This window comes from Bartonella sp. AP65SXKL, from assembly GCF_042195725.1.
GTDB lineage: Bacteria > Pseudomonadota > Alphaproteobacteria > Rhizobiales > Rhizobiaceae > Bartonella.
The window spans coordinates 193,118-219,648 of the sequence record NZ_JBHIOW010000003.1; the positions used below are offsets into that span (position 1 = coordinate 193,118).

Annotated in this window: 26 protein-coding genes, 2 tRNA genes and 3 pseudogenes; 9 read left to right on the forward strand and 22 right to left on the reverse strand. The window is 38.4% G+C overall.

Annotation, left to right across the window (positions count from 1 at the left end):
• Nucleotides 1-2: 2 nt before the first annotated feature.
• The 18 genes and pseudogenes from proS to ACFIMP_RS03335 form a co-directional block, all read right to left on the reverse strand.
• A complete protein-coding gene (gene proS / locus ACFIMP_RS03250) occupies nucleotides 3-1,328 on the reverse strand; it encodes a proline--tRNA ligase (RefSeq protein ID WP_375628076.1) in 1,326 nt (441 codons plus the stop codon).
• A gap of 202 nt (nucleotides 1,329-1,530) precedes the next feature.
• Nucleotides 1,531-3,207 (reverse strand): ribonuclease J, encoded by a 1,677-nt coding sequence (locus ACFIMP_RS03255; RefSeq protein ID WP_375680900.1) that lies wholly within the window; start codon nucleotides 3,205-3,207, stop codon nucleotides 1,531-1,533.
• Nucleotides 3,208-3,252: 45 nt separating this feature from the next.
• Nucleotides 3,253-4,062 carry a biotin--[acetyl-CoA-carboxylase] ligase gene (locus ACFIMP_RS03260; protein WP_375636712.1) on the reverse strand — a complete coding sequence of 270 codons (810 nt, stop codon included), beginning with the start codon at nucleotides 4,060-4,062 and terminating at the stop codon, nucleotides 3,253-3,255.
• The gene (nuoN, locus tag ACFIMP_RS03265; protein ID WP_375621227.1) at nucleotides 4,062-5,516 is read right to left on the reverse strand and encodes an NADH-quinone oxidoreductase subunit NuoN; all 1,455 of its coding nucleotides are present in this window, start codon (nucleotides 5,514-5,516) and stop codon (nucleotides 4,062-4,064) included. The genes ACFIMP_RS03260 and nuoN overlap by 1 nt, the downstream gene beginning before the upstream one ends.
• A gap of 17 nt (nucleotides 5,517-5,533) precedes the next feature.
• On the reverse strand, nucleotides 5,534-7,003 hold the full coding sequence (locus ACFIMP_RS03270; RefSeq protein WP_273791287.1) for an NADH-quinone oxidoreductase subunit M: 1,470 nt from the start codon (nucleotides 7,001-7,003) through the stop codon (nucleotides 5,534-5,536).
• Entirely contained in the window at nucleotides 7,003-8,967 is a 1,965-nt protein-coding gene (gene nuoL / locus ACFIMP_RS03275) for an NADH-quinone oxidoreductase subunit L (RefSeq protein ID WP_375685982.1), read from the reverse strand. The genes ACFIMP_RS03270 and nuoL overlap by 1 nt, the downstream gene beginning before the upstream one ends.
• 6 nt (nucleotides 8,968-8,973) lie before the next feature.
• Nucleotides 8,974-9,282: an NADH-quinone oxidoreductase subunit NuoK gene (gene nuoK, locus ACFIMP_RS03280; RefSeq protein WP_273791275.1), complete on the reverse strand. Its 309-nt coding sequence runs from the start codon at nucleotides 9,280-9,282 to the stop codon at nucleotides 8,974-8,976.
• Nucleotides 9,283-9,296: 14 nt separating this feature from the next.
• Entirely contained in the window at nucleotides 9,297-9,917 is a 621-nt protein-coding gene (locus tag ACFIMP_RS03285) for an NADH-quinone oxidoreductase subunit J (protein WP_375613454.1), read from the reverse strand.
• 94 nt (nucleotides 9,918-10,011) lie between these two features.
• Entirely contained in the window at nucleotides 10,012-10,503 is a 492-nt protein-coding gene (nuoI, locus tag ACFIMP_RS03290) for an NADH-quinone oxidoreductase subunit NuoI (RefSeq protein ID WP_273723184.1), read from the reverse strand.
• Nucleotides 10,504-10,517: 14 nt separating this feature from the next.
• Nucleotides 10,518-11,564, reverse strand: a complete 1,047-nt coding sequence (gene nuoH / locus ACFIMP_RS03295) for an NADH-quinone oxidoreductase subunit NuoH (RefSeq protein WP_375632259.1) — start codon at nucleotides 11,562-11,564, stop codon at nucleotides 10,518-10,520.
• Nucleotides 11,565-11,585: 21 nt separating this feature from the next.
• Nucleotides 11,586-13,655, reverse strand: coding sequence for an NADH-quinone oxidoreductase subunit NuoG (gene nuoG, locus ACFIMP_RS03300; RefSeq protein ID WP_375613455.1), 2,070 nt, complete (start codon nucleotides 13,653-13,655; stop codon nucleotides 11,586-11,588).
• Between the two features lie 68 nt (nucleotides 13,656-13,723).
• Nucleotides 13,724-15,028: an NADH-quinone oxidoreductase subunit NuoF gene (gene nuoF, locus ACFIMP_RS03305; protein ID WP_375685983.1), complete on the reverse strand. Its 1,305-nt coding sequence runs from the start codon at nucleotides 15,026-15,028 to the stop codon at nucleotides 13,724-13,726.
• 129 nt (nucleotides 15,029-15,157) lie between these two features.
• Nucleotides 15,158-15,848: pseudogene (nuoE, locus tag ACFIMP_RS03310) on the reverse strand (NADH-quinone oxidoreductase subunit NuoE).
• A complete protein-coding gene (locus tag ACFIMP_RS03315; protein WP_375613457.1) occupies nucleotides 15,848-17,038 on the reverse strand; it encodes an NADH-quinone oxidoreductase subunit D in 1,191 nt (396 codons plus the stop codon). Before ACFIMP_RS03315 ends, nuoE begins: the two are co-directional and overlap by 1 nt.
• Nucleotides 17,039-17,159: 121 nt before the next feature.
• The gene (locus tag ACFIMP_RS03320; protein WP_375613458.1) at nucleotides 17,160-17,771 is read right to left on the reverse strand and encodes an NADH-quinone oxidoreductase subunit C; all 612 of its coding nucleotides are present in this window, start codon (nucleotides 17,769-17,771) and stop codon (nucleotides 17,160-17,162) included.
• Between the two features lie 14 nt (nucleotides 17,772-17,785).
• Nucleotides 17,786-18,367, reverse strand: a complete 582-nt coding sequence (locus tag ACFIMP_RS03325; protein WP_375621224.1) for a NuoB/complex I 20 kDa subunit family protein — start codon at nucleotides 18,365-18,367, stop codon at nucleotides 17,786-17,788.
• Entirely contained in the window at nucleotides 18,358-18,723 is a 366-nt protein-coding gene (locus ACFIMP_RS03330) for an NADH-quinone oxidoreductase subunit A (RefSeq protein WP_005773599.1), read from the reverse strand. Before ACFIMP_RS03330 ends, ACFIMP_RS03325 begins: the two co-directional genes overlap by 10 nt.
• A 297-nt stretch (nucleotides 18,724-19,020) precedes the next feature.
• Nucleotides 19,021-19,097, reverse strand: a tRNA-Asp gene (locus ACFIMP_RS03335).
• Nucleotides 19,098-19,270: 173 nt separating this feature from the next.
• Here ACFIMP_RS03335 and ACFIMP_RS03340 point away from each other — a divergent pair.
• A tRNA-Val gene (locus ACFIMP_RS03340) sits at nucleotides 19,271-19,346 on the forward strand.
• A gap of 99 nt (nucleotides 19,347-19,445) precedes the next feature.
• On the opposite strand, the pseudogene ACFIMP_RS03345 reads toward ACFIMP_RS03340, so the two are convergent.
• Nucleotides 19,446-19,848 (reverse strand): annotated as a pseudogene (locus ACFIMP_RS03345) (helix-turn-helix domain-containing protein).
• Nucleotides 19,849-20,064: 216 nt separating this feature from the next.
• On the opposite strand from ACFIMP_RS03345, the gene ACFIMP_RS03350 reads away from it, so the two are divergent.
• The 3 genes and pseudogenes from ACFIMP_RS03350 to ACFIMP_RS03360 all read left to right on the forward strand — a co-directional run bounded on the left by ACFIMP_RS03350 (nucleotide 20,065) and on the right by ACFIMP_RS03360 (nucleotide 22,185).
• Nucleotides 20,065-20,787, forward strand: a complete 723-nt coding sequence (locus ACFIMP_RS03350; RefSeq protein ID WP_375685984.1) for an ATP-binding protein — start codon at nucleotides 20,065-20,067, stop codon at nucleotides 20,785-20,787.
• 676 nt (nucleotides 20,788-21,463) lie between these two features.
• Nucleotides 21,464-21,910: pseudogene (locus ACFIMP_RS03355) on the forward strand (phage antirepressor KilAC domain-containing protein); the annotation flags it as partial.
• Nucleotides 21,907-22,185 carry a hypothetical protein gene (locus ACFIMP_RS03360; protein WP_375620501.1) on the forward strand — a complete coding sequence of 93 codons (279 nt, stop codon included), beginning with the start codon at nucleotides 21,907-21,909 and terminating at the stop codon, nucleotides 22,183-22,185. The pseudogene ACFIMP_RS03355 and the gene ACFIMP_RS03360, both read left to right, overlap by 4 nt.
• A 46-nt stretch (nucleotides 22,186-22,231) precedes the next feature.
• Here the strand turns inward: ACFIMP_RS03360 and ACFIMP_RS03365 are convergent, their stop codons facing one another.
• From ACFIMP_RS03365 to ACFIMP_RS03375, 3 genes are read right to left on the reverse strand one after another with little or no spacing between them, the layout of a single operon-like run.
• Nucleotides 22,232-22,378 carry a CopG family antitoxin gene (locus ACFIMP_RS03365; RefSeq protein ID WP_375630421.1) on the reverse strand — a complete coding sequence of 49 codons (147 nt, stop codon included), beginning with the start codon at nucleotides 22,376-22,378 and terminating at the stop codon, nucleotides 22,232-22,234.
• Between the two features lie 42 nt (nucleotides 22,379-22,420).
• Nucleotides 22,421-22,738, reverse strand: a complete 318-nt coding sequence (locus tag ACFIMP_RS03370; protein WP_004856761.1) for a type II toxin-antitoxin system HicB family antitoxin — start codon at nucleotides 22,736-22,738, stop codon at nucleotides 22,421-22,423.
• Nucleotides 22,728-23,000 carry a toxin HicA gene (locus tag ACFIMP_RS03375; protein WP_375630422.1) on the reverse strand — a complete coding sequence of 91 codons (273 nt, stop codon included), beginning with the start codon at nucleotides 22,998-23,000 and terminating at the stop codon, nucleotides 22,728-22,730. Before ACFIMP_RS03375 ends, ACFIMP_RS03370 begins: the two co-directional genes overlap by 11 nt.
• Before the next feature lie 49 nt (nucleotides 23,001-23,049).
• Here ACFIMP_RS03375 and ACFIMP_RS03380 point away from each other — a divergent pair, with 49 nt between their 5' ends.
• Genes ACFIMP_RS03380 through ACFIMP_RS03400 form a run of 5 tightly spaced genes read left to right on the forward strand, consistent with a single transcriptional unit; the run spans nucleotide 23,050 to nucleotide 26,530 of the window.
• Nucleotides 23,050-23,592 carry a hypothetical protein gene (locus tag ACFIMP_RS03380; protein WP_375685985.1) on the forward strand — a complete coding sequence of 181 codons (543 nt, stop codon included), beginning with the start codon at nucleotides 23,050-23,052 and terminating at the stop codon, nucleotides 23,590-23,592.
• The gene (locus ACFIMP_RS03385) at nucleotides 23,573-24,262 is read left to right on the forward strand and encodes a phage baseplate assembly protein V (RefSeq protein WP_375685986.1); all 690 of its coding nucleotides are present in this window, start codon (nucleotides 23,573-23,575) and stop codon (nucleotides 24,260-24,262) included. Before ACFIMP_RS03380 ends, ACFIMP_RS03385 begins: the two co-directional genes overlap by 20 nt.
• Nucleotides 24,259-24,600, forward strand: a complete 342-nt coding sequence (locus tag ACFIMP_RS03390) for a GPW/gp25 family protein (RefSeq protein WP_375612353.1) — start codon at nucleotides 24,259-24,261, stop codon at nucleotides 24,598-24,600. The genes ACFIMP_RS03385 and ACFIMP_RS03390 overlap by 4 nt, the downstream gene beginning before the upstream one ends.
• On the forward strand, nucleotides 24,597-25,424 hold the full coding sequence (locus ACFIMP_RS03395; RefSeq protein WP_375685987.1) for a baseplate J/gp47 family protein: 828 nt from the start codon (nucleotides 24,597-24,599) through the stop codon (nucleotides 25,422-25,424). Before ACFIMP_RS03390 ends, ACFIMP_RS03395 begins: the two co-directional genes overlap by 4 nt.
• Nucleotides 25,424-26,530 carry a phage tail protein gene (locus tag ACFIMP_RS03400; protein ID WP_375685988.1) on the forward strand — a complete coding sequence of 369 codons (1,107 nt, stop codon included), beginning with the start codon at nucleotides 25,424-25,426 and terminating at the stop codon, nucleotides 26,528-26,530. The genes ACFIMP_RS03395 and ACFIMP_RS03400 overlap by 1 nt, the downstream gene beginning before the upstream one ends.
• Nucleotide 26,531: the final 1 nt, after the last annotated feature.

Below are 26,531 nucleotides of genomic sequence, written 5' to 3' on the forward strand. Positions count from 1 at the left end.
TATTAAATTATAGAAAGTTGGCTGAGCACATCTTCAACCTTTAGAGATTTTTTTATTCCTGTTTTTCGATCTTTAATTTCAACTTCATTTTGTGCAATACTGTTAGGACCAACAATGATTTGCGTTGGCAAACCAATCAAATCCATTGTTGCAAATTTTGATCCAGGGCGTTCATTTCTATCATCTAATAACGGATCAAAACCAACCTTCTTTAATCCCTGATAGAGAAACTCACATGCCTGTGTGCATTTTTCATCATCGGGCTTCATATTGATAATCCCAAAATCAAACGGTGCCATAAACTTTGGCCAAATAATACCATTTTCATCATGAGAAGCCTCAATAGCGGCAGCAACAAGACGCGAAGGCCCAATACCATAAGATCCCATAGAGACCACATGCTCTTTTCCATCTTGTCCCATAACTTTTGCTCCCATTGGAGCAGAATATTTAGTACCAAAGTGGAAAATATGCCCTACTTCAATACCACGCGCTGAAAGACGATTATGATCAGAAACTTTAGCCCACTCCTCTTCATTATGCATTTCTTCCGTTGCTGCATAAAAAGATGTCCATTGCTTAACAATATCATCTAAAACAGCTTTATCACTAAAATCGATTGAACTATCAGGAACGGTAAGTTCAAGAAATTGTTTATCACAGAAGATAGCACTCTCTCCTGTTTCAGCCAAAATGATAAATTCATGACTGAGTTCCCCCCCTATTGGACCTGTATCTGCACGCATAGGAATTGCTTTTAAGCCAAGGCGAGAAAAAGTGCGTAAATAAGCAACAAACATACGATTATAAGATGTTTCAGAGCCTTCATAATCAAGATCAAAAGAATAAGCATCTTTCATTAAAAATTCTCGTGCTCGCATCACACCAAAACGTGGACGAATTTCATCACGAAATTTCCATTGAATATGATATAAATTAAGCGGAAGATCTTTATAAGAACGAACATAAGAGCGAAAAATATCTGTTACCATCTCTTCATTGGTTGGACCATAAAGTAAATCACGCTTTTGACGATCTTTAATGCGGAGCATTTCCAAACCATAATCATCATAACGACCGCTTTCACGCCAAAGATCAGCAGACTGAATTGTAGGCATCAATATTTCTATTGCACCCGCACGTTCTTGCTCTTCACGAATAATTTTACAAACTTTATCAAGCACTTTTTTTCCCAAAGGAAGCCAAGAATAAATCCCTGATGTTTGTTGTCGAATCATTCCAGCGCGCAACATGAAGCGATGAGAAACAATTTCTGCTTCTTTAGGATTCTCTTTTAAAAGTGGAAGGAAATATTGAGAAAGACGCATTGAAATAATTAACTCCTAATCAGATCTATCATATCGGAACAATTTATCACACCCTCTATTCATCTATAGCCGCATTCTGAATACTTGCAAATATAACGATCTTATCATTTAAAATTTATTGTGCTTTATTCTCTATTTTTCTTATTTAGCAATAAAATAAAAATGCTCTTCTCTTTTTAAATAACGTAATAGGAAAGTTCTTTTATTTTGACCGATGTAAAAAAACTGTACAGATAGGTTTTTTTTGCCAAATTTCATGAACAGCCGCTCTTACTGCACGTCGTGTTGCCTCTCGAATAAGTTCATTATTTTTCTGTTTCATGCGTGGGATATTATAAACTGTATTTTCTACGATATCTAAAAGAATATCTTTTAAACTTTCCCCCTTTCCATTACTTTCAGGTAACCCGAATGTTGTTAGACCTATATCCCCTAATAATTCATGCTTACTATTTATATGGAGAGAAATAGTAACATGACCAGCATAACTTAGTTTGCGGCGTTCACGAATCCCTAATTCATCTTCATCTCCAATTAGGCAACCATCCTTATAGATGCGGCCAACAGGAACTTGATCAATAACTTCTACAGGCTCTGGTGCAAGACGTAACATATGGCCATTTCTGATATCCATAACAGTTTTAATACCCGCTTGACGTGCTAAAGTTGCCTGAGCCTTAAGATGCATTGCTTCCCCATGTACAGGGACAAGTATTTGTGGCTTTATCCAATCATACATCTGTAAAAGTTCTGAACGACGGGGATGACCTGAAACATGAACAAGTGCATCTTCATTCGTAATAATTTTAATACCCAAATCAATGAAACGATTTTGTACCTCAATAATCGCTTTTTCGTTTCCTGGAATACTTCGTGATGAATAAATAACGGTATCACCAGTGGAAAGTGCAATATTTTTCATTCCATCACGTGACAGTTTAGCCAAAGCAGCACATGGCTCACCTTGGCTCCCTGTGACAATTAAAACAAGATCTTTTCGCGAGATGTAGCCATAATCATCTTCCGTTACAAATGGTGCTAAACCATTCATATAACCAAGCTCTTGTGCAACCATAATACTTCGCTTAAGGGAACGCCCAATGACAAGCACCTTACGTCCAGCAGCTTCAGCTGCAAGAGCAATAGAACGTATCCGACCAATATTAGAAGAAAAAGTTGCTATCGCAACGCGCCCTTCAGCTTTAGAAATAATCTCTGAAAGACTGGCTTGAACTTGCTGTTCTGAAGGAGAGATACCATCCCGACATGCATTTGTGGAATCACAAAGTAATGCTAAAACACCTTTTTTGCCTAAAGCACGAAATCTTTTTTCATCGGTTACAGCCCCGAGTGAAGGGGTATGATCAATTTTCCAATCACCAGTATGAATCACAGTCCCCAAAGAGGTTGTAATTGCTAAAGATACAGATTCTGGTATTGAATGGTTAACGGCTATAGCCTCTACAGCAAAGGAACCTACCTGAAAACAATCACCAGCTTGAAAAATATTGAGTAAAATTTTTTGAGATTCAAAATCTAATTGTTTTTTAGTTTCCAATAATCCTGCCGTAAAAGGCGTACAGTAAATCGGCACTTGTAACTTTGGACATAAATCAAGAACGGCCCCATAATGATCTTCATGTGCATGTGTTAAAACAAGACCCCGTATATTGTGTTTTTCACTTTCTAGAAAACGAATATCAGGCAAAACAAGATCGACACCTGGTAATTCAGAACCAGCAAAACTAATCCCCATATCAACCAGCAGCCATTCACGAAGATATTGGGGACCAAATCCGTAAGCAGCTAAATTCATCCCTATTTCACCTACACCTCCCAGAGGTAAAAAAACAAATTCACATCTATTGGCTGCAACCATAAACATCTCCCAAATCATTAAGGTATCTGATGATAAAATAATTTTTCAATAACGGCCTGCATTAACAGAATCAGCCAAACCAAAATGAACATCCCCAGCTGTTATAATGGCTGTCTGACCGTCTTTTCGCTTTATGATGCAGTTAAAATCACTATCAAGACCATCAAAAATACCCTCAATGACTTTTTCATCATTCACCACTTTGACATGTTTCCCAAGATGAGCGGAATATAAAAGCCATTTTTTTCGGATTATTTCACATCCTTTTGGTTGTTTCCAAAGAAGGTAATTTTTAGAAAAACACTCCGTCAAAACCGTAAATAATTGTTCTGCATCAATACGCAACCCGATATTCTTTAAGCTTGAAGTGGAATAGGGCGCATCTTCATAATTATATTTCACATTTATTCCAATACCAATAACCAAAGCATATTGTTGTGATGACAATTTTAAAATCTCAAGCAAAACTCCAGAGCTTTTTTCTCCTCTGAGCAAAATATCGTTTGGCCATTTTAAGCTCACAATATTGTTTGTCTGCTTTTCCTCTTTTATCAATTGTTTTATTACCTCTGCCACACTTACTCCAGCAACAAAACCAAGTTGAGCCGCAGTTTGATGAACAATATCATCAACTAATAAAAGACTAGAATAAAGGTTCCCTTTTGGACTAGACCAAGTCCTCCCTCTTCTTGCTCTTCCCTGTGATTGTTCTTGTGCAACAATCCAAAGATTACCTTGATGACCAGTTTGCGCTTTTCGTTGCGCAATGAGATTTGTTGAATCAACACTATCGTACGCTTCAACAGTGTATCCCTGTTTTTGTGCAAAATCTGATAAAGTATAAACCATATTCATTAAAACAATGCTGTTGCTGCTTTTTCTGCTAGCTCAGCGAACCAAACTCCAAAAAGCGCGTAAAATAAAATAAAGAATACAGAAAGACCAAGACAAAATTGAAGCTCTTTCGATAAAGCAACAAAATGCGCTTGTGCATCATCAAACCACATAATTTTAATGACTCGCAAATAGTAAAAAGCCCCAACGACAGACGCTATCATCCCAACGACAGCAAGTGGCGTAAGTCCAGCGTGGACAGCAGCAGAAAAGGTATACCACTTTCCAAAAAAACCAGCCATAGGTGGTATACTGGCTAAAGAAAAAAGCTGTATTGTCATCACAACAGCCATAAACGGATTCGTCTTTGCTAACCCTGAAAGATCATAAATATTTTCAACATTTCCATTCTGAGAGCGCATTCCAAGAATAAAGGCAAATGAACCAAGCGTCATTCCAAGATAAATAGTCATATAAAGGATAACGCTTTTTATCCCAAGCATATCTCCAGCAGATAAACCAACAAGTGCATAACCCATATGACTGATCGACGAATAAGCCATTAAGCGCTTAATATTATTCTGACCGATTGCAGCAAAAGCACCCAGTATCATTGATGCAATCGCCATGAACACCAAAATTTGTTGCCATGCAGGCATCACGTTATCAACACGCCCTAGGGGAATAAAGGTCACCACAATAATACGGATGATTAAAGCCATTGCAGCAACTTTAGGGGCACCAGCAAAAAATGCTGTAATCGGTGTGGGCGCTCCTTCATAAACATCAGGTGTCCACATATGAAACGGAACAGCAGAAATTTTGAAAGCCAAACCAGCTAAAATAAAGACAATTCCAAAAATGACCCCCAATTGTACATTTTTGCCCTTTAAAGCAAGAGCAATTTCGTGAAAACCAATTTGACCGGTAAAACCATAAAGCAAAGAAATACCATAAAGAAGCAACCCTGAAGATAATGCTCCTAAAACAAAGTATTTTATACCGGCTTCAGAAGATTTTACATTATTACGATTAATCGCTGCTAAAACATATAAAGCTAAAGATTGCAGCTCTAACCCCATATAAAGCGACAGCATATTACCCGCTGAAATCATAAACATCATTCCAAGGGTTGCTAAAAGAACAAGTACTGGAAACTCAAATATATTAAACTTTTGTGCATTGGCAAAACCAACAGACATGATAAGAGAAAAGAGTGCACCAATAAGCATTAAAATTTTCATATAACGACTAAAGGAATCGATAACGAGCGCATTGGTTTGAAATGAACCATTTTTCGGAAAAATTATAAGAATAATAATGGTTGCCACAAGAATTGCTATGGCTAAACCTGTCACTGTTAAAGAAGCACGTGTATTGGAATAAACACCAATCATAAGCAGCACGACAGCTCCTAATGCAATTAAAAGCTCTGGAAGAATTAAGACTAATTGCGCTATTATTTCAGTTTGCATGTGCATTCTTCCCTTATCTAGTGCAGTTTATTGATGAGGGTTTCTACGGAAAACGCCGTTGCCTTAAGAATAGGCGTTGGATAGATACCAAAGAATATTGTAAGAATAACCATTGGATAAAGGAGGAATTTTTCTCTTAAAGAAAGATCTATTAATACTTTTAAATTCTCTTTATCCAAGGAACCAAAAACCACACGCCGATAAAGATAAAGGGCATAGGCTGCCGATAAGATAACACCTGTTGTTGCTAAAACAACAACCAATTTATTTACTTGAAAAACACCTATTAAGGTTAAAAATTCACCCAAAAATCCTGAGCTTCCAGGCAAACCAACATTTGCCATAGTGAAAATTAAGAAAACAACAGCATATTTAGGCATATTATTCACTAAACCACCAAACGCTGAAATTTCACGTGTATGCAAGCGATCATAGATAACCCCAACACAAAGAAACAATGCTGCTGAAACAATTCCATGGGATAACATCTGATAAATAGCCCCTTGTATCCCCTGTTCATTCGCAGCAAAAATACCCATTGTCACATACCCCATATGCGCTATTGAAGAATAAGCAATAAGTTTTTTGATGTCACTTTGAACAAGTGCAACCAGTGATGTATAAATAATAGCGATAAGCGATAATGTGAAAACAAAAGGCGCAAAATCTGCTGAAGCGATAGGAAACATAGGTAAAGAAAAACGAAGAAAACCATACCCACCTAATTTAAGTAAGACACCAGCTAAAATAACAGAACCCGCTGTCGGTGCTTCTACGTGAGCATCAGGGAGCCATGTATGAACTGGCCACATTGGCATTTTAACTGCGAAAGAAGCAAAAAATGCAAGCCATAGCCATATTTGCATATGAGCAGGAAACTGATAATTGAGTAAAGTTGGTATATCAAGTGTCCCAGCCTCCCAATACATAACCATAAGAGCAACCAGCATAAGCACTGAACCAAGTAAAGTATATAAGAAAAACTTTATACTTGCATAAACACGACGTGCTCCTCCCCATACACCTATAATGATAAACATTGGAATGAGGCTGCCTTCAAAAAAAACATAGAATAGCATTGCATCAAGAGCACAAAAAACACCAATAATCGCAACTTCTAGAAGAAGAAACGCAATCATATAGGCTTTTAATCTCTCTTTAACATTCTCCCAACTTGCTAAAATACAGAAAGGCAAAAGAAAAGCCGAGAGAACAACAAAAAGAATAGAAATACCATCGACCCCCATATGATAGCTAATACCACCCCCTAACCAACTGGATTTTTCAACCATTTGAAAATTTTGGTTGCTAGAATCAAATCCTATCCAAATAATTAAAGAAATAATAAAAACAAATAGAGTCGTAAAAAATGCGACATTACGTATATTATGGCGTGCTACTTCACTATCATCTTTGATAAACAAAATCAGAAGAACACCAACAAGCGGCAAAAATGTAACCGTAGAAAGAATAGGCCAATCGGTCATTAGTTTACGCCCCCGATCATCATCCATGTAATGAGCAATGCAACGCCGATAAGCATTGCAAATGCATAGTGGTAAAGATAGCCTGTTTGCATTCGAACAACTCTATTTGTAATATCAACAACACGCGCTGCAATACCATTGGGACCTAGAGCATCAATAATCTTACCGTCTCCCACTTTCCAAAGAAAAGAACCAATTCTAAAGGTAGGACGAACAAATAAAAAGTTATATAATTGATCGAAATACCACTTTTGGTAAAGAAAGTGATACACTCCTGGCATAATACGCGCCATTTTCTTGGGAAGAGAGGGAGCCACAATATAAAATAAATAAGCCAACATAAACCCAAGAATCATTGCTATAAAAGGCGACCATTTTACCCAATTAAAAACATGGTGAGCATCATGAAGAATATGATTATGGCTGCTTGTAAACAATGCTCCCTTCCAAAAAGCATTATACAAGTCACCAAAAAAGTAAGGTTGGAAAACGACACCAGAAAATATTGCTCCAATAGATAAAAGAAAGAGTGGAATCAACATAACTGGAGGCGATTCATGAACATGATGCATCACATCAACTGTTGCCCGTGGTTTACCATGGAATGTCATAAAGATAAGTCGCCATGAATAGAAACTTGTTAAAAAGGCAGCAAAAACAAGAAGATAAAAAGCATATCCTGAAGCAATATTATGAGATGCAAAAGCAGACTCTATAATCGCATCTTTTGAGAAAAAACCTGCAGTCCCGAAAAGTGTTCCTGGAATTCCAACTCCGGTCAAGGCAATGGTCCCGACCATCATCATCCAATAGGTGACCTTTATATGTTTGCGTAACCCACCCATTTTTCGCATATCTTGTTCATCAGATACAGCATGAATCACAGAACCTGCACCAAGAAACAATAAGGCTTTAAAAAAAGCATGCGTAAAAAGATGAAAGACAGCAGCGCCATAAGCTCCAACACCTAATGCCACAAACATATAACCAAGTTGAGAGCATGTAGAATAAGCAATAACACGCTTAATATCATTCTGTACCAACCCCACAGTTGCTGCAAAAAACGCTGTTGTTGCACCAACAATAATAATCACGGTCAAAGCAGTTGAAGAAAGTTCAAAAATTGGCGACATACGCGCAATCATAAAAACACCAGCCGTTACCATTGTAGCGGCATGAATAAGCGCTGATACAGGGGTTGGCCCTTCCATTGCATCAGGCAGCCAAGTATGTAAAAGAAATTGTGCGGATTTTCCCATCGCACCAATAAATAATAAAAGACATGTAATGGTAATTGCCGTCTGCCCATCAAATTGCCAATCTAAAAATGTCATATTTTGTATAAAGCTCTTGTCGGCAGCTTTTGCAAAAATAGAGGCAAAATCAACCGATTGGAACAAAACAAAAATACTAAAGATTCCTAAGAGAAAACCAAAGTCTCCAACACGGTTAACTACAAAAGCTTTCATTGCGGCCTTATTAGCAGAATCGCGCTGAAACCAAAAACCAATGAGTAAATAAGAAGCAAGTCCGACACCTTCCCATCCAAAAAACATCTGAATCAAATTATTGGATGTGACCAACATAAGCATCATAAATGTAAACAAAGAAAGATAAGAAAAAAAACGAGACCTTGAAGGGTCATGGTGCATATAACCAATTGAATAAATATGCACTAATGCCGAAACACTATTCACAACAATAAGCATGACAGCTGTTAATGCATCAACATGTAAAGCCCAATTAAAGCTTAAGTCACCAACAGTCATCCAATGTAATACCAATACATCAATCGCTGGAATATGACCAAGTGCAGTACTGAAAAATGCTATCCACGATAATATGGCAACAACAACCATAAAGCTACATGTTATCAATTCACTCGCACGATCTCCTATCGTTTTTCCACCTAGTGCAGCAATTAAAAAACCCAAAAGCGGAAGAAAGACAATCGTATAATACATCACTGGTTAGCCTTTCATTACATTAACATCTTCAACCGCAATGGAACCACGATTACGGAAAAAAACGACCAGAATTGCTAAACCAATGGCAGCTTCAGCAGCTGCTACGGTTAAGACAAATAAAGCGAATACCTGACCAACGAGATCATGAAGAAATGCTGAAAATGCAACAAAATTGAGATTAACTGAAAGCAATATAAGCTCAATGGACATCAAGATAATAATCACATTTTTTCTGTTGAGAAAAATTCCAGCAATACCAATTGTAAACATCAAAGCAGAAACAGTGAGATAATGTGTAATATCAATATACATCTGCATAGCCCCCCTTACATACCTTTGCCTGATTCAACTTGTTTGATTTCAATGGCACTTTCTACCGTTCTAGAAACTTGCTCCGCAATAGATTGCCGCTTTACTCCTAATTTATGACGAAGTGTTAAAACAATAGCTCCAATCATTGCAACCAATAAAATCATTCCAGCAATTTGAAAATAGAAAACATAATCCGTATAGAGAATATCACCTAATGCTTGTGTATTTGTTCGCTGCGCTAAATCTGGCATTGGTTGCGTAACATGCGCTCTCAAGACTGGAGAAAAATAGCTACTCATAAAAACAACAATCAATTCTACAGCGATAATAACACCAATAAGAGCTCCAATAGGAGCATACCGAAGAGTTCCACTCTTTAACTCAGCAAAATCAACGTCAAGCATCATAACGACAAATAAAAATAAAACAGCGACAGCTCCAACATACACAACAAGCAGAATAAGCCCTAAAAACTCTGCTCCTGCAAGTAAAAACAAAGCTGCTGCATTAAAAAATGCGAGGATTAAAAACAAAACAGAATGCACTGGATTGCGTGCTGTAATAACAATAACTGCACTTGTTAGCATAATAAAAGCAAACAAATAGAAAAATGCCGCCGCTAGATCTGTTAGCATAGGCTTCTCCTTAATTATTCAAACAATTGGTATAAACTTCATACCAGATTACAATTTATCGGAAAAATATCCGACACCTCATTTAACGATACACTTAACGATAAGGCGCATCCATCAATATATTTCGAGCAATTTCTCGCTCCCAGCGATCTCCATTCAATAAAAGTTTTTCTTTATCATAATAAAGTTCTTCACGTGTTTCCGTCGCAAACTCAAAATTTGGACCTTCGACAATAGCCTCAACCGGACAGGCTTCTTGACAAAAACCACAGTAGATACATTTAACCATGTCTATATCATAACGGACAGTTCTACGTGTACCATCATTGCGCCGTGGCCCAGCTTCAATTGTAATCGCTTGAGCAGGACAAATCGCTTCACATAATTTACAAGCAATACACCGTTCTTCACCATTTGGATAGCGACGCAATGCATGCTCACCACGAAAACGCTGAGATACAAAACCTTTTTCATAAGGATAATTAATCGTGGGTTTTGGTGAAAAAAATTGACGCATAGCTAAGAAAAAAGCACTCACAAATTCCAATAGAAGAAGTGACTTTGCCGCCTGAATAAAACCTGACATCGTAAAATCTCCTCTTAAACGAAATCCGTAAACTTTAAAAAAGCAGCAGTTATCACAACCATTGCTAGTGAGAGAGGAAGAAAAACCTTCCAACCAAGCCGCATGAGCTGATCATAGCGATAACGTGGAACAAATGCTTTAACCATAGCAAACCAAAAAAATACAAAACAGACTTTTAAAACAAACCAAATGATACCAGGAACCCAATTAAGCCACCAAACATCTAAGGGAGGCAGCCAACCGCCTAAAAATAGAATGGTTGTTAATGCGCACATTAAAACAATCGCAACATATTCACCTAGAAAGAAGAGCATGTAAGGCGTTGAAGAATATTCTACCATATGACCAGCAACAAGTTCGGATTCTGCTTCCACCAAATCGAATGGAGGACGATTTGTCTCTGCAAGCGCAGAAATAAAAAATATAATAAACATTGGAAAAAGGACCAACCAATTCCAATCGAGAAAACTGTTAAAAGGAAGACCAAGAGTTGTACCAAGCCCGTGCGTTTGTTTAAAAACAATTGTTGTGAGATCTAACGAACCACTTATTAAAATGACAGTCACAAGCACAAAACCAATGGAAACTTCATAAGAAACCATTTGTGCCGCCGAACGAAGAGCTCCTAAGAAAGGATATTTTGAATTTGATGCCCATCCCCCCATAATAACACCATAAACTTCAAGAGATGAAATGGCTAAAATATAAAGCAAGCCAACATTAATCTTTGCAATCTCCCAACCCTCATTGACAGGAATAACAGCCCAAGTTGATAAAGCAAGTGTCGCTGAAACAAAAGGAGCCAAAAGAAAAACACCCTTATTTGCACCTGCAGGGATAATAGGCTCCTTAACAACAAATTTAATTAAATCTGCAAAAGACTGTAACAAACCCCATGGTCCAACAACGTTTGGTCCACGACGCAATTGTACCGCTGCCCAAATTTTTCTATCTGCATAAAGAAGATAAGCAACTAAGACCAAAAGAACGACCAAAAGAAGAAGTGTTTTTCCGATTATAATGAGTAATGGCAACAGCCAAGTCATAAAGAAATCATACATCATTATTCCTTTTCCTTTGCCTTACTTTACTGTTTGTGTAGCACGGTTTTTTGCAAGAGATGAACATTCAGCCATAACAGCAGAAGCACGTGCTATCGGATTTGTTAAATAAAAATCTTTAACCATAGAAGTAAATGCTTGACTCTCGAGAGAAACCATTTTTGAACCAAGCGCCTTAAGACCACTTATATCAGAAGGCACTATATCATCAACAGCACAAAGGTGTGGATAATCATTAAACAAGCATTGCCTTAATTGAGAAAGAGAATCAAAAGGGAGCTTTTGTCCTAAAATATCCGATAAAGCACGCAAAATAGCCCAATCTTCTTTTGCTTCACCTGGAGCAAAACCAGCCCGATTTGTCATTTGAACACGTCCTTCTGTATTCACATAAAGCCCTGATTTTTCAGTGTAAGCAGATGCAGGCAAAATAACGTCAGCAGCATGTGCACCATTATCACCATGGCTCCCAATATAAACTGTAAAAGCTTTTGTATTGGCTAATTCTACTTCATCAGCACCAAGCAAAAATAGAACTTCACAGGTTTTAAGTATATTTGCAACCCCAAGCTTAGAAGTAAAGCCTATGTCCAACCCTCCAACAATCGAAGCTGCATTATGAAGAACCCCAAACCCATTCCATGTCTCACTAAGAGCACCTATATTATCAGCTAATTTAGCAAGACTTTTTAAAACAGATAAACCTTCACTTCCTGAAACCGCTCCCTCTCCGATAAGAATAAGGGGCCTCTTCGCTTCTTTTAAGACATTAAAAAAAACATCCTCTCCACGAATAAGTGTCGTTAATGTATCACTCCCAGATCCAAGGTAAGAATAAGGATAACGTAAATCGACTTTCTCTCCAATTAATGCAATAGGAAAATTGCCCATCCGTTGGCGCTTTAAAATACGCGCATTTAAAACAGCTGCTTCATGACGTGGATTAGATCCCACAATAAGCAGTGCATCAGCCTGTTCAATACCTACAATTGTAGGATTAAAAATATAACTCGAGCGCCCAAACTCTGGCGATAAAGCCCCCCCTCTTTGACGACAATCAAAAAGCGTTGAGCCCAAAGAACTCAATAATGCTTTAAGGGCATACATTTCTTCAACAGAAGCAAGATCCCCCGCAATGGCTCCAATTTTTTCTGGAAAAATTTTAGAGATTACCATTTTAATTTTTGCAAAAGCTTCTGTCCAACTGACAGGTTGAAGCTTTCCATCTTTGCGTACATATGGCTTATCAAGCCGCTGAGTCCGTAATCCATCCCAAATAAAACGCGTTTTATCAGAGATCCATTCCTCATTTACATCTTCATTCGTACGCGGCATAATCCGCATAACTTCACGGCCGCGGCTATCAATACGGATAGCACTACCAAGCGCATCCATCACATCAATCGATTCCGTTTTTACCAATTCCCACGGACGGGCATGAAACGCATAAGGTTTTGAAGTTAGAGCTCCCACTGGACAAAGATCAATAACATTTCCCTGTAATTCAGATGTCATAGCTTTTTCAAGATACGTCGTAATTTCAGCATCTTCACCACGACCGATCAAACCAAGCTCAGAAATACCTGCAACTTCCGTTGTAAAACGAACACACCGTGTACAATGAATACACCGTGTCATAACAGTTTTGACAAGAGGTCCAATATATTTATCTTCTACAGCACGTTTATTTTCTGTATAACGAGAACAATCTCGTCCATAAAGCATTGCTTGATCTTGAAGATCACACTCTCCCCCTTGATCACACACTGGACAATCCAAAGGATGATTAATGAGAAGAAATTCCATAACACCTTCACGTGCTTTTTTTACCATCGGTGTATTGGTAAAAATCTCAGGTGCCTCACCGTTAGGCCCTAATCGTAAATCACGAACCCCCATAGCACAAGAAGCCTGAGGTTTTGGTGGACCACCCTTAACCTCAACTAAACACATACGACAATTTCCAGCAATTGACAAAGATTCATGAAAACAAAAACGTGGAATTTCTGCCCCAGCCGCCTCAGCAGCCTGAAGCAACGTGTAGTAATCAGGAACTTCAATCTCTTTGCCATCAACTTTGATATTTATCATCACCCATCCAACCTGCGGATAACCCACTTAAAATTTGCATTCGGTCGCTCTTAAAACAAAATCCTTTATTAAACCGCTTCTAAAGCAATATTTTTGCTTTGGACTACATTTCGCGTGTATTCATCAATTCTACGCTCGATTTCTGGACGAAAATTACGTATCAACCCCTGTACAGGCCATGCGGCAGCATCACCAAGCGCACAAATAGTGTGTCCTTCAACCTGTTTAGACACTTCAAACAAAAGATCAATCTCGCGTTTTTGCGCTCTTCCCTCAACCATACGCCCTAAAAGACGCATCATCCATCCCGTCCCCTCACGACACGGTGTACACTGACCACAACTCTCGTGCTTGAAAAAAGCAGCTATACGCCAAATTGCCTTGATAATATCGGTTGATTTATCCATAACAATCATTCCCCCTGTGCCAAAAGAAGACCCGACATCTCGCATCCCATCAAAATCCATGATCGCATCGATCATATCATCACCACGAACGACTGGACAAGAAGCCCCCCCTGGAATAACTGCTAAAAGATTATTCCATCCACCACGAACACCACCCGTATGTTTTTCAATTAATTCACGGAATGAAACACCAAGAGCGTCTTCAAATGTACAAGGTGCATTAACATGCCCTGAAACCATAAATAATTTCGTTCCAACATTATTTGCTCGTCCGATTGATGAAAACCACGAAGCACCCCGCCGCAAAATCGTTGGAACAACGGCAATAGACTCTACATTATTTACTGTTGTTGGACAGCCATAAATCCCCATATTGGCAGGAAATGGTGGTTTAAGCCGAGGTTGTCCCTTTTTTCCCTCAAGACTTTCAAGAAGAGCTGTTTCTTCACCACAAATATAAGCACCCGCTCCATGATGAATAACAATATCACAAGCATGCCCATATTTCGTTTTTTTGCCAAGTAAACCCGCATCATAGCATTCATCAACGGCAGCTTGAAGCGCTTCACGTTCACGAATATATTCACCACGAATATAAATAAAAGCAACATTGGCTCCCATAGCAAAAGTAGCGATTGCACATCCTTCAATCAAAGTGTGGGGGTCATGACGTAAAATATCACGGTCTTTACAAGTTCCAGGTTCAGATTCATCGGCATTGACAACCAAATAATGAGGACGTCCATCATTCTGCTTTGGCATAAAGGACCACTTCATTCCAGTAGGAAAACCAGCACCACCACGACCGCGTAAACCCGATGCCTTCACTTCATCAATGATCCAATCACGACCTTTGTCAATCATTTCTTTCAGACCATTCCAATGCCCACGCAACATCGCAGCCTTTAATGATTTGTCTTTTAAACCATAAATATTGGTGAAGATACGATCTTTATCAGCTAGCATACCCCACCTTTTTTTCTATTACCCATAGCATTTTCTGCTTTTCCTCAAATGCAATTTTTAAATATCTTTTCAAGATTTCTTACTTTTCGTTAAATGTTGCCATCATGGGTAGAATAATAAAATATTTTCTCAAGAAAAATACTTAATTATGTTCCCCATTCTTTCCTTATCCTTTTTTGGTGAAGACTTGAGAGATCTTTTTTTCTTTCTCATCATCAATAAGAGAAGTTAAACCACTAATCGGTTCCGACGATTTACGACTATTTTGCGGACCAACCTCTATCTCAGAACCCTTACCTGCTTCAAATGCATCAATAATTTCTTCAAGGCGTTCAGCTGTAAGATCTTCATAAGTATCTTTAAAAATCATAACCATCGGAGCATTCACACAAGCACCAAGACACTCCACCTCTTCCCATGATAAGGTTCCATCCTGATTGGTCGCAAAAGGTTCATGATGAATTTTTTTCTGACAAACTTTAATCAATTCATCAGAACCACGTAACATACAAGGCGTTGTACCACAAACTTGAATATGCGCTTTTGTTCCAACAGGCTTAAGCTGAAACTGAGTATAAAAAGTAGCAACTTCTAAGACACGGATATAAGCCATGGAAAGAATCTGAGCAATATGCTCAATCGCAGCACGTGTCACCCAACCATCTTGCTCTTGAGCACGCATTAATAATGGAATTACAGCAGACTGCTGACGCCCTGCAGGATATTTTTTTATGGTATTTTTTACCCATATCTGATTTTCTTTTGTAAAAGAAAACTCAGCCGGCTGATAAACATCATCTGCAAGACGGCGTACGGACATTAGCGATCAACCTCCCCAAAAACAATATCAATCGAACCCAAAATAGCTGTAGCATCTGCTAACATATGACCTCTGGTTAAAAAATCCATAGCTTGGAGATGAGCAAACCCAGGAGCACGCAACTTGACACGATAAGGCTTATTGGTTCCATCAGAAACAAGATAAACACCAAACTCACCCTTCGGAGCTTCCACAGCAACATATACTTCTCCAGGAGGTGTATGAAAACCTTCCGTATAGAGTTTAAAGTGATGAATCAGTGCTTCCATCGAGCTTTTCATTTCACTCCGCGTCGGTGGTACAATTTTGCGATCCAAGCTCGAAACTGGTCCATTTTTTTCAGTACTCAGTAAACGCTCCACACATTGGCGCATAATTTTCGCTGATTGACGCATTTCTTCCATACGAATAAGATAGCGATCATAACAATCGCTATTTTTACCTATAGGAATATCGAATTCCATTTCATCGTAACATTCATAAGGCTGACTTTTACGCAAATCCCATGGAACACCAGCTCCACGAATCATAACCCCAGAAAAACCGCGTGCCCAAGCTTCATCAATACTTACAACGCCAATATCCACATTACGCTGCTTAAAAATCCGATTTGGGGTCACAAGCGCATCAAGTTTTCCGAGAGAAACAAGAAATGGATCAATAAAATCACCAATATCTTCAACTAAAGATTCTGGTAAATCTTGATGCACGCCACCAGGACGAAAATAATTTGCATGAAGACGAGCACCACAGGCACGCTCATAAAAAATCATCAATCTTTCACGTTGCTCAAATCCCCAAAGCGGTGGTGTTAAAGCACCAACATCCATTGCCTGTGTCGTTACATTAAGCAAATGATTAAGAATACGCCCAATTTCAGAAAACAAAACACGTATTAATTGCCCTCTTTTAGGAACTTTTATATCTAATAACTTTTCAATAGCAAGAACAAAAGCATGTTCCTGATTCATAGGAGCAACATAATCCAAACGATCTAGATAAGGACCAGCTTGGAGATAAGTCTTTGTTTCCATTAATTTTTCAGTACCGCGATGCAACAACCCAATATGTGGATCTACACGCTCAACAACTTCACCGTCCAGCTCCAGAACCATGCGCAAAACCCCATGCGCGGCAGGATGCTGCGGACCAAAATTGATATTAAAGTTTCGAACATTGACCTCAGCCACAATCAACCCCTTGCTTTTTAAAAAACTTCATATCAAATATCAAAAAAATCTATCACGCTAAAAAATATTTAATTATTTAAGAAATACAGTACCCTAATATAATGCCTTATCAAAACCAATATTATTTTTTTTCATCTGCTTTCCCATCACATGGCAAAGTATACTGTCCTCCTTCCCAAGGAGAAAGAAAATCAAAATTACGCATCTCTTGGCGCAAAACAACAGGCTCATAAATCACCCTCTTTGCTTCATTATCATAACGGCATTCAACAAATCCTGTCACAGGAAAGTCTTTGCGTAAAGGATATCCTTCAAACCCATAATCTGTTAAAATCCGTCTCAAATCCGGATGTCCTGAAAATAAAATCCCATACATATCATACGTTTCACGTTCATACCACTCTGCGCCAGGATAAACTGTACAAGCTGAAGCAACAGGAGTATTTTCATCTGTACGAACTTTTACACGTAAGCGTAAATTCTCACGAGGAGATAACAATTGGTAAGAAACATCAAAGCGCTTATCGCGAGAAGGATAATCCACACCACTAATGTCTGTAAGATTAATAAATTGACAACGAGAATCATCACGAACAAACATTAAGACATCGATAATTGCATCAAGACGTGCCACAATGGTCAATTCACCAAAAGCAAGAACAGTCTCTTCAAGCTTATTTTTTAATTTGTTTTCCAAATAAGCAGCAAGCTCAACCAATGTTTCATCCACCATGACAAGAAAACTCTCTATCGCTCTATGGATCCGGTACGACGGATTTTTTTCTGTAGCAACAATATGCCGTATAATAATGCCTCTGCTGTAGGTGGACACCCTGGGACATATATATCGACAGGCACGATACGATCACATCCCCGCACTACTGAATAGGAATAATGATAATATCCCCCACCGTTTGCACATGATCCCATAGAAATCACATAACGTGGCTCTGGCATCTGATCGTACACTTTTCTTAAAGCAGGAGCCATCTTATTTGTTAGAGTACCTGCCACCACCATCACATCTGACTGGCGGGGTGAAGCTCGTGGTGCATATCCAAAACGCTCATTATCATAATGAGGCATTGAGCACTGCATCATTTCGATAGCACAACAAGCCAAACCAAAACTCATCCACATTAAAGAACCGGTACGTGCCCAAGTAATCAAAGCATCTGCCGAGGTAACTAAAAAACCCTTATCTGACAATTCAGCATTGATATCACGAAAAAACTCATCTTCAGATCCTATCAGCCCACCAGTATTTGGATCAATGATTCCTTTTGGTTTTGGAGCCTCAATCGTTGAATTATTATATCTTAATTCCATTCAAGGGCTCCTTTTTTCCATTCATATATAAATCCAATAGTCAAAATCGCTAAAAACACAATCATCGACCAAAAGCCAAACATACCTATTGATTCGAATGAAACAGCCCAAGGAAAAAGAAATGCAACTTCAAGATCAAAAATAATAAATAAAATTGATACCAAATAGAAACGAATATCAAACTTCATGCGTGCATCACTAAATGAATTAAACCCACATTCATAAGCCGATAATTTTTCAGGATCGGGGGAACGATATGCTACAATGTAAGGTGTAATCAACAAAACTCCAGCAATAACCGCTGACACAATAATGAAAATCAAGACTGGCAAATAAGAGCTCAATAAATAAGCCATAACCCTCTTCCATCGTAACGAAATGCCTGAGTTTAACACAATGATTCAATATTGCGAGACCAAACAGACAAATTTAACAATCGCTCTATTAACTCTATTCATACTGCTTCTAAGGCATACAGAGCGATACTTTTCTTATCGGCATAGGTAACGCAGAGCAAAGAAAGACGCAAGCCCTATTCTTATAAACCATATAAAAAGAAAGAAAAAACATATCTATTCCCAATCAAACACTCCACCACATTACTCATAGCATATGGATATTTTAAAAAGGAAATTTCATAAGGAATCACGAAATGGCGCGAGTGACGGGGCTCGAACCCGCGACCTCCGGCGTGACAGGCCAGCACTCTAACCAACTGAGCTACACCCGCGCATTTTTTTCGAACCAATTTAATTTGGTACAAGCGGTCGTGTAAGGGGTTCATGCGTTTATGTCAAGAAGGATTCTGCATTTTTAAAAAAAATTATCAAATCCCATCTTTATTCTTGCGTTTAGAAAAATTCTTCCTTAAATAGTCTCCATTCAATTGCTGATCATTGCATTGGGCGATTAGCTCAGCTGGTAGAGCGCCTCGTTTACACCGAGGATGTCGGGAGTTCGAGTCTCTCATCGCCCACCATATAGCTTTATATTCCTATTAAGTTTTTGGAACTCATATCTTTTTTACTGCGAGGGATGCCTTAATAAAGTTAAGGGAATAGGATTTTTCAACCTATCTCTATAGGACGCCTCTTTTTTTGCAAACTTTCTCAAGAAGGTCTTTTAATTCTGCTAAGTTTTGTTGTGAAAAATTCTCTAAATTTCTAACAAACTCACCAACAGCTTCATGCCTCAACGGATCAGAAGTCTTGATTGTAAAACTTTTGCGACAAACATAAGCTTCTTTTCTTAAGAGTAAAGCCTTCTCTTGATCTAAATCATAGAGTTCAATTATCTTTTCCTACAGTCCTACAGGAACAGATTTTTTGCCAATTTCTACAGAAGATAAAAATGATACAGATATGTCTAATTTCTTAGCCATATCTATAGAGGCGTTCTGAGCGAACAATACGAAGTTTGCGTAAAGTTTTACCAAAGGGGGTAACATTTGAAAAATCCTTTAGAAAGAATAAGTATTTTATTCTGATTCTAATAAAGTTTTTCAAATTTTGGTTAGTCTTTATTTTTAGTGTGTGGAGATCTTGTCCAATACCTCTATACAAAAACCGTTATCAAGCATATACAATATCTCTTATGGTGAGAAATTATTAACTTTTCATCAGGAATAGTGTGTTTAATATCATTATAAAATTTAAATATTACAACGAGATATATAAATAAAATATATTGGTGTACTTATGCTTGTCAATCTTAATGCTATAATCCGCGATCTTTCTTCAGAAACGAATATCGTTACAGTTCTTAAGGAATGTATCGTTAACTCTATACAAGCTCATGCAACAAAAATTGATATTTTATTCCAACTTTATGGCAAAGCAGATTTGTGGGAGAATCAACCAATTTTTTCTATAAGTGTTTTTGATAATGGAGATGGATTTACAAAAGAGAATATCAAATCTTTCTCTACTTATAAAAGTGATTATAAAATTCAAGAAGGATGTAAAGGGGTTGGACGTATTACTTACTTGAAAATATTCGAAGAAGTTAAAATCATTAGTTTTAGCAAAGATGAACATCATGCTCAAATTTCACTGAATTTCACTCCACAGTTTACACAAGATTCTTTTAAAAAAGAAAATGGCGAAAAAGATAAATGGTGGAATACACATTTATCTTTTGAAGGGCCTTATCAACAAAATGTGTTAGATATAAACTTAGTTCATAATGAAATTTACTATCATCTTCTTCCTTTACTTTTTTTAAAGAAAGATGAAAATATCCAAATTAACTTTTATGTACATAATGTAGAAAATTTAGAAGATGTAAATAACTTAAGGGATGTAAAAAATTTAGAAGATGTAGAAAGCTTAGAGAAAAGAACAATCAATACGCAAGGCTTTAGAAACTGTTATAAACATCTGTTTCAAACGTTTAAACAATATTTAGAAAGGCTTTCATAAGTTTCTTTTAAACATAACTTTTTTGCAAATTAATCGCTCTATATTTGTGCTCTGTACTTTTAAATGGTAACTTTTAAAACGTTTTTTAGTACCATATCTAAGGTAAAATAGTATTTTACTGCTATGGTATTACCCGCCTCCATTTTTTTGTGGAAGCGAATAATTCCGTTCTTAAAAACTAGTCTGCAATCTATTCATTAAAAGGCTTTTCATTTCATAAGATATAAAATACCTCTTTATCGTTTTTTAACTTTTAGTAAGCGTTTTAAAAGCGTTCTTATCCTTAATCCTTTTATGCAATCTTTATAAATTAAACCTATTATTCCTTTTTAAGGTTTCGCTCAAAAAAGAGCAAAACTCATACCATTCTTTAAACGTATAATCGATAATTCCAAACGACTAAATTTTTAAACAATGTGATTTGTGCTGTGATAAAAACGTATCATAAAATTTATAAACTGTTATAAATGATATCTGCTTTTCATTTCATTTGAATGCACACATGCGTTATAATATTTACATCATGATTTGCTTTTTATGGTCTATTCATACATGGCAATCTTATATAAAAAATGATCAAATGAATCATGCATAAAAGTGTGGATTCTTAAGTGGATTCATATAAAATAATTTCACACAACCTATTGACTTTATTGTGTTTTTGTTTATAATGTCCTTCACAAATGCTGAACGGCTTTTGAAACAAGTAACAACACCACAAGTTGACTACTCTAAACCCGAGGCATTGCTTGGTGTTTTGAATCATCTACAAAGCCAAATCGAGCAAAAGGATAACACCATTGCTGAATTGACTCCAAAAGCAAAAGCTTTGGAAGGTTTAAAGCGTTCTGATGGTTTGTTTGGTCTTATTGAAGCAGCAAAGATGTTGGAAGTACGACCAAAGGATTTGACCGATTATTTGCGTAAACATGATTGGGTGTATCGACGGGCTCCAGGGGCGCCTCTGTTACCTTATCAGGACAAGATCAAGAAAGGATTCATGGATTGTCCCGCTATTACAATTCAAAGACCGGATGGTACAGAAAAGGTGCTGCCTTCAACGAAAATCACATCTAGAGGATTGGCATGTTTGAGAGAACAAATCTTTGGGGGTGTGCAATGAAAATAGATACCAACTTCTTATGCGATTTGTGGATGGCATTATCTCAATTTTCTAATGATGAAAATGTGAGCGACAAAGATTGTAGTGCTCTGGTTCAAACTATGAATGCAATAGAAAATGTTCTAGTTTTAAAGCTTCAAGATGACGTGCCCAATATTACAAAAATCTTGGCAATTTTGACAGATTTTGGAGCTTCAGAACTGCCACATCGTATGGATTCTTTGTTGCGAACTTATGAACCAAATTTAGACAACCCCATTAAAAAGGTTGCTTAACTTAAAAACAAAACTCCCCTCCCTATCGTTAAAGGTGGGGAGGTAGTCAAGAGACTTCTTTAGGTAAGAACTCAAAATGAACGGATTTAAAATCAGTTAAGTCATAATCTGTAAGATCGGCAGTATCAACAAAGTTTTCTGCTTCTTTATCCGTCTTAAAAACGGGTATTTGTTTTAATTTAGAGGGTTTCATAAGAATTAATTTTCTTTTAGTACGTATAGACTTTTAAAAGATTCAAAGTTTAGAGGAAATGTATCTGTTTAAACTCACACCATTTTCAGCGGCTTGTATTGCAAGTTTTCTATGGAGTTCTGGTGGTATTCTTAATTGAAACTTACCACTGTATTTACCATGTGACAAAGGCACAGGAACTTCTTCTCCATTATGTTGCATGTCCTCAACAACTTCTGAAACAAGGTCCATAATGCCTTTTAAAGCTTTCTCTGCTTGAGCATCTAACCATGAAAGGGATGGGAATTCTGCACACAATCCGACATATTCCTCATCTTCTTGCGACCACAAAACACGATATGTATAATGATTATTGTTCATGTTTCATCCTTTCTATCGCTTGTAAGACTTGTTTGACTTGATAAGCTTTTGCTTTGTTACCAGAATCTTTTTGAATATTCACACGGGGGTCACCAAGCCACGGGGTTTTAAAAACAAAATGACTTGTACCATTGTTCCGTGGTTCTCCAAAGAAATAGACACATACAACCAACAAATCTGAAAACTTGATGTTCTTTGGTGATGCTTTCATCAAGCTAATTATTTTTTCAACTTTATTGCTCATAACCAATAATAGTATCATTATTAATCCTAGTCAATCATTTTATACACTTAATTGGACAGGAGCCCCCATGCATCCCCGCGAGACGATAAGAGAAACATTTGTTGCGTTGATCAAAGCAGCAAAGACGGCAGCTGGTGACAATGTTTTCAATATGCGTGATTTCAACTTCTCCCCTGAGAACACGCCTGCAATTAATATCTCAACACAAAGTGAAACAATTGAAGATGGCTATGATTATGGAGTAAGGCGGCGTGTTTTAACGCTAGATGTTGAATGTTATGCGACATGTGAAGATGGAGCGCGTTTTGTTGATCAATTAGCATGGGAAGTGGAGGAAATTTTCTACGCTAATCCCAATCTCAACAACAGCGTTGAAACATGCCGCCTGCAAAATATTGCTTTTGCCTTTGGTGATAATGGCGCCCTAGCGCTCCATGGTGCGATTTTAACCTTTGACGTGACTTACGTCACCAATATCCCCTGCCTTGATGAAGGAAAGGCAACCGAAAGAGTTGTTGAACCCCTTGTCGGTTTTAAACCAGAAACAGGCGTGAGAAATAAAGATAAATACCATAAAATTGAAGGTGGACATGTTAGAGCGGCGCGATAAAGAAATCACAGATCTAAAGAGACGTGTGGCCAATATGGTTGTGGTGGGAAAAATTAGCCATGTCGACCATAAAAACGCACGCTATCGGATAAAAAGTGGCAATCTTGTCAGTGACTGGATTCCAGACACACAAGCCCGCGCCGGTAAAACACGCTCCTATGAAGGGCGCGATGTTGGAGAGCAAGTGATTGTTATCTCGTCATCAGGGGATTTATCACAAGGGGTGATTGTTGGTTCACTTCATACCGATGCTAATCAAGCAGCCGATAAAGGCAGCATTCACCGAACGATATACCCTGATGGAACCAGCCTTGAATATGATGATGAACAAAACACTTATGGAATTCACATCAAATCCGGCGGAAAGTTTATCCTGACAATCGCTGATGGTGTGTCACTAAAAGGTGATGGTGGCAAGCTAGAGCTTACCGCACCGGAAGGCATAAAGATTGTTTCAGAAAGCGATATAAATTTAAACGCAAAAGGCAACATCTCTTTGAAGGCAGGTGATGGCATTTCACTGAATTCGAATGATAGTCTCTCTCTACATTCTGGAAATAATGTTTCCATTCATTCAAGTGGATTAAGACATAACGGCACCAATGTAGGAGAAACCCATGTTCATGGCGGTGTTTCCCCTGGTGGTTCTATGACAGGAGGTCCCAATTGAACAGTGGAATGGACCGTACAACAGGAAAGCCATTGACCGGCATTGATCATTTACGTCAATCAATCCTTGATATTTTGTTAACGCGGATTGGTTCGCGTGTAATGCGGCGTGATTATGGTTCACGTGTTGCTGAACTCATTGATGCACCGGTTAATAATGCTTTTGCTGTTGCTCTTTATGCCGCTGTTGCTGAGGCTTTAGACAAGTGGGAACCGCGTTTTAAATTGAAAAAAATTGATTTTAAAAGGGGTGAGAATGGACACGTTTCTTTATCCTTTGAAGGCATTTATTTGCCATCCGGCAAGCCCATTACCATGGAAGGATTATTGATAAAATGAATGGAGTGCTTGCAAAACCAGACATCATCACAGAACTTTCTTTTGAAGAAATACGCGCTGCTGCTCTTGCCCATTTAAAAGAGCTTTTGCCTGAATATACCATTCTTGAAAGTGATCCGGCCGTAAAAGTCATAGAGGCTTTTAGCTATCGAGAGTTGCTTTTAAGACAGCGTATTAACGAGGCGGCACGCAACAACATTCTTGATTTTGCAACCGGTGAATCTCTTGACGCTTTGGGAAACTGGCATGGTCTTGCCCGCATGGAGGGTGAAAGTGACGAGAGATATCGTGAACGCATACAGCTTCATGCCCGTGGTGGTAATGGGAGCGGGACAGAACCCTATTACAAGCTTATCGCCTTAACAGCAGATAGTCGTGTTAAGGATGCGATTGTTTACCGTAAAGGCAAAGACCCAACCATCTATGTTGCTCTTTTTGGTAATAATGAAGAAGGAACGGCATCTGAAGATCTCATACAAACAGTTTCAGAAGCTCTTCACAAAAAAAATATCATCATGACCAATGATACAATCATTGTTCACGCTGCTGTCAAAAAAGTGCTGGATTTAGAAGCAGATGTTTGGCTGTTACCGGAAACATCGTTGAAAATTCTCACAACAATGAAAACAAATTTAAGAGCAGCATGGAGACAAGAACAAGCCATTGGCCGTGAATTAAGTTTGTCGTGGTGGATTTCGAAACTGATGATCCCTGGTGTTCAGAAAGTGATTGCCGTTGCACCAACCAGAGACAGTGCGGTTTGCGATGAAGAAGTTTTAGCGATTGGAAAAATCACCTTAAACTTCAAAGGGCGTGCGCGCTAATGGTTGGTTCCCTCCTTCCCACAAACGCGACGGAATTTGAAAAGCGCCTTGCCGATGCTTGCGATTTTCATCAAGATGTTGATGGTTCTGTTTTGGGGATTTCACGTGCTAAATTGATCACGCGCCCTCCCCGCTTTTTGCCGTGGTTGATTGAAGAATACGGGCTTGGTGAACTGACACCTTATGTTCCAAACCTCTATGATTTGATTGATCAAGGGCTTCAATGGCAGCGGATACGTGGCTCACTTGCGGCAATAGAGATGGGGTTGAGATGGTTAGAGATTTCGGCACGCTTTATACCCGCTTGGACGGGACGTGCATGGTGGAATTCCTTTCAACTTTACTTTGACAGCCTCCCTAAACAAAGCAGCCTTGAAGCCATTGAAGCAATCACTAACCTCTCCAAAAGTTTGCGCTCTGATTTTCGCCGTGGGACCTATGGTTATAATGTGCAAGCTGTTGAATGCAATATGTCACGCCTTGATGACAGCATGTTGGAGTATGAAAGCGGTGTTCGCTTAACAGCTGGGGGCACTTTGTTTTCCTTTGGGCGCACAACAGAGATCAATCACACGCTCACAAGAGAAGAAGGCAGGCTTATTGGTAATTGGATAGATGACTTTGACGAGGAGTTAAGCTGGAACCAAATTGATTATCCTTGGGATTTGGCAAATTTTCCGTGGTGTTCGGTCAAAAAACATGAACGCGATATGCTTATGGCAGAATGGTTTCATGGTCGCACGCTTTATCTCGTGTTAAAAGACAGCCAAAATAGCGTGATTGGGTATCGCAGATGCTATGCTGTAGCGCCTGTCGAACAAGCTTTGGATGGTGTTTACAGCCATTGTGGCGGCAGATTCCAGCCCTCCTCGATGGGCACGGCGCTTTTTCTGGCAGCACGCACAGATTTTCACGATGTTGATGGGAAACAAGCAGCATTTGTTTCTATTCTCGTTCACGGCATTCCCAAACAAGATGTCCCCCTTGGAAAGCTTTGGTGTGACGTCAATGAACTGAATGGTGGTGTAGAGATACTCAAAACACCCATCAATATTCCTTTGCGTGCCGATGTTCGCGAACAATTCAAGATTTTATTGAGGTTTTAAT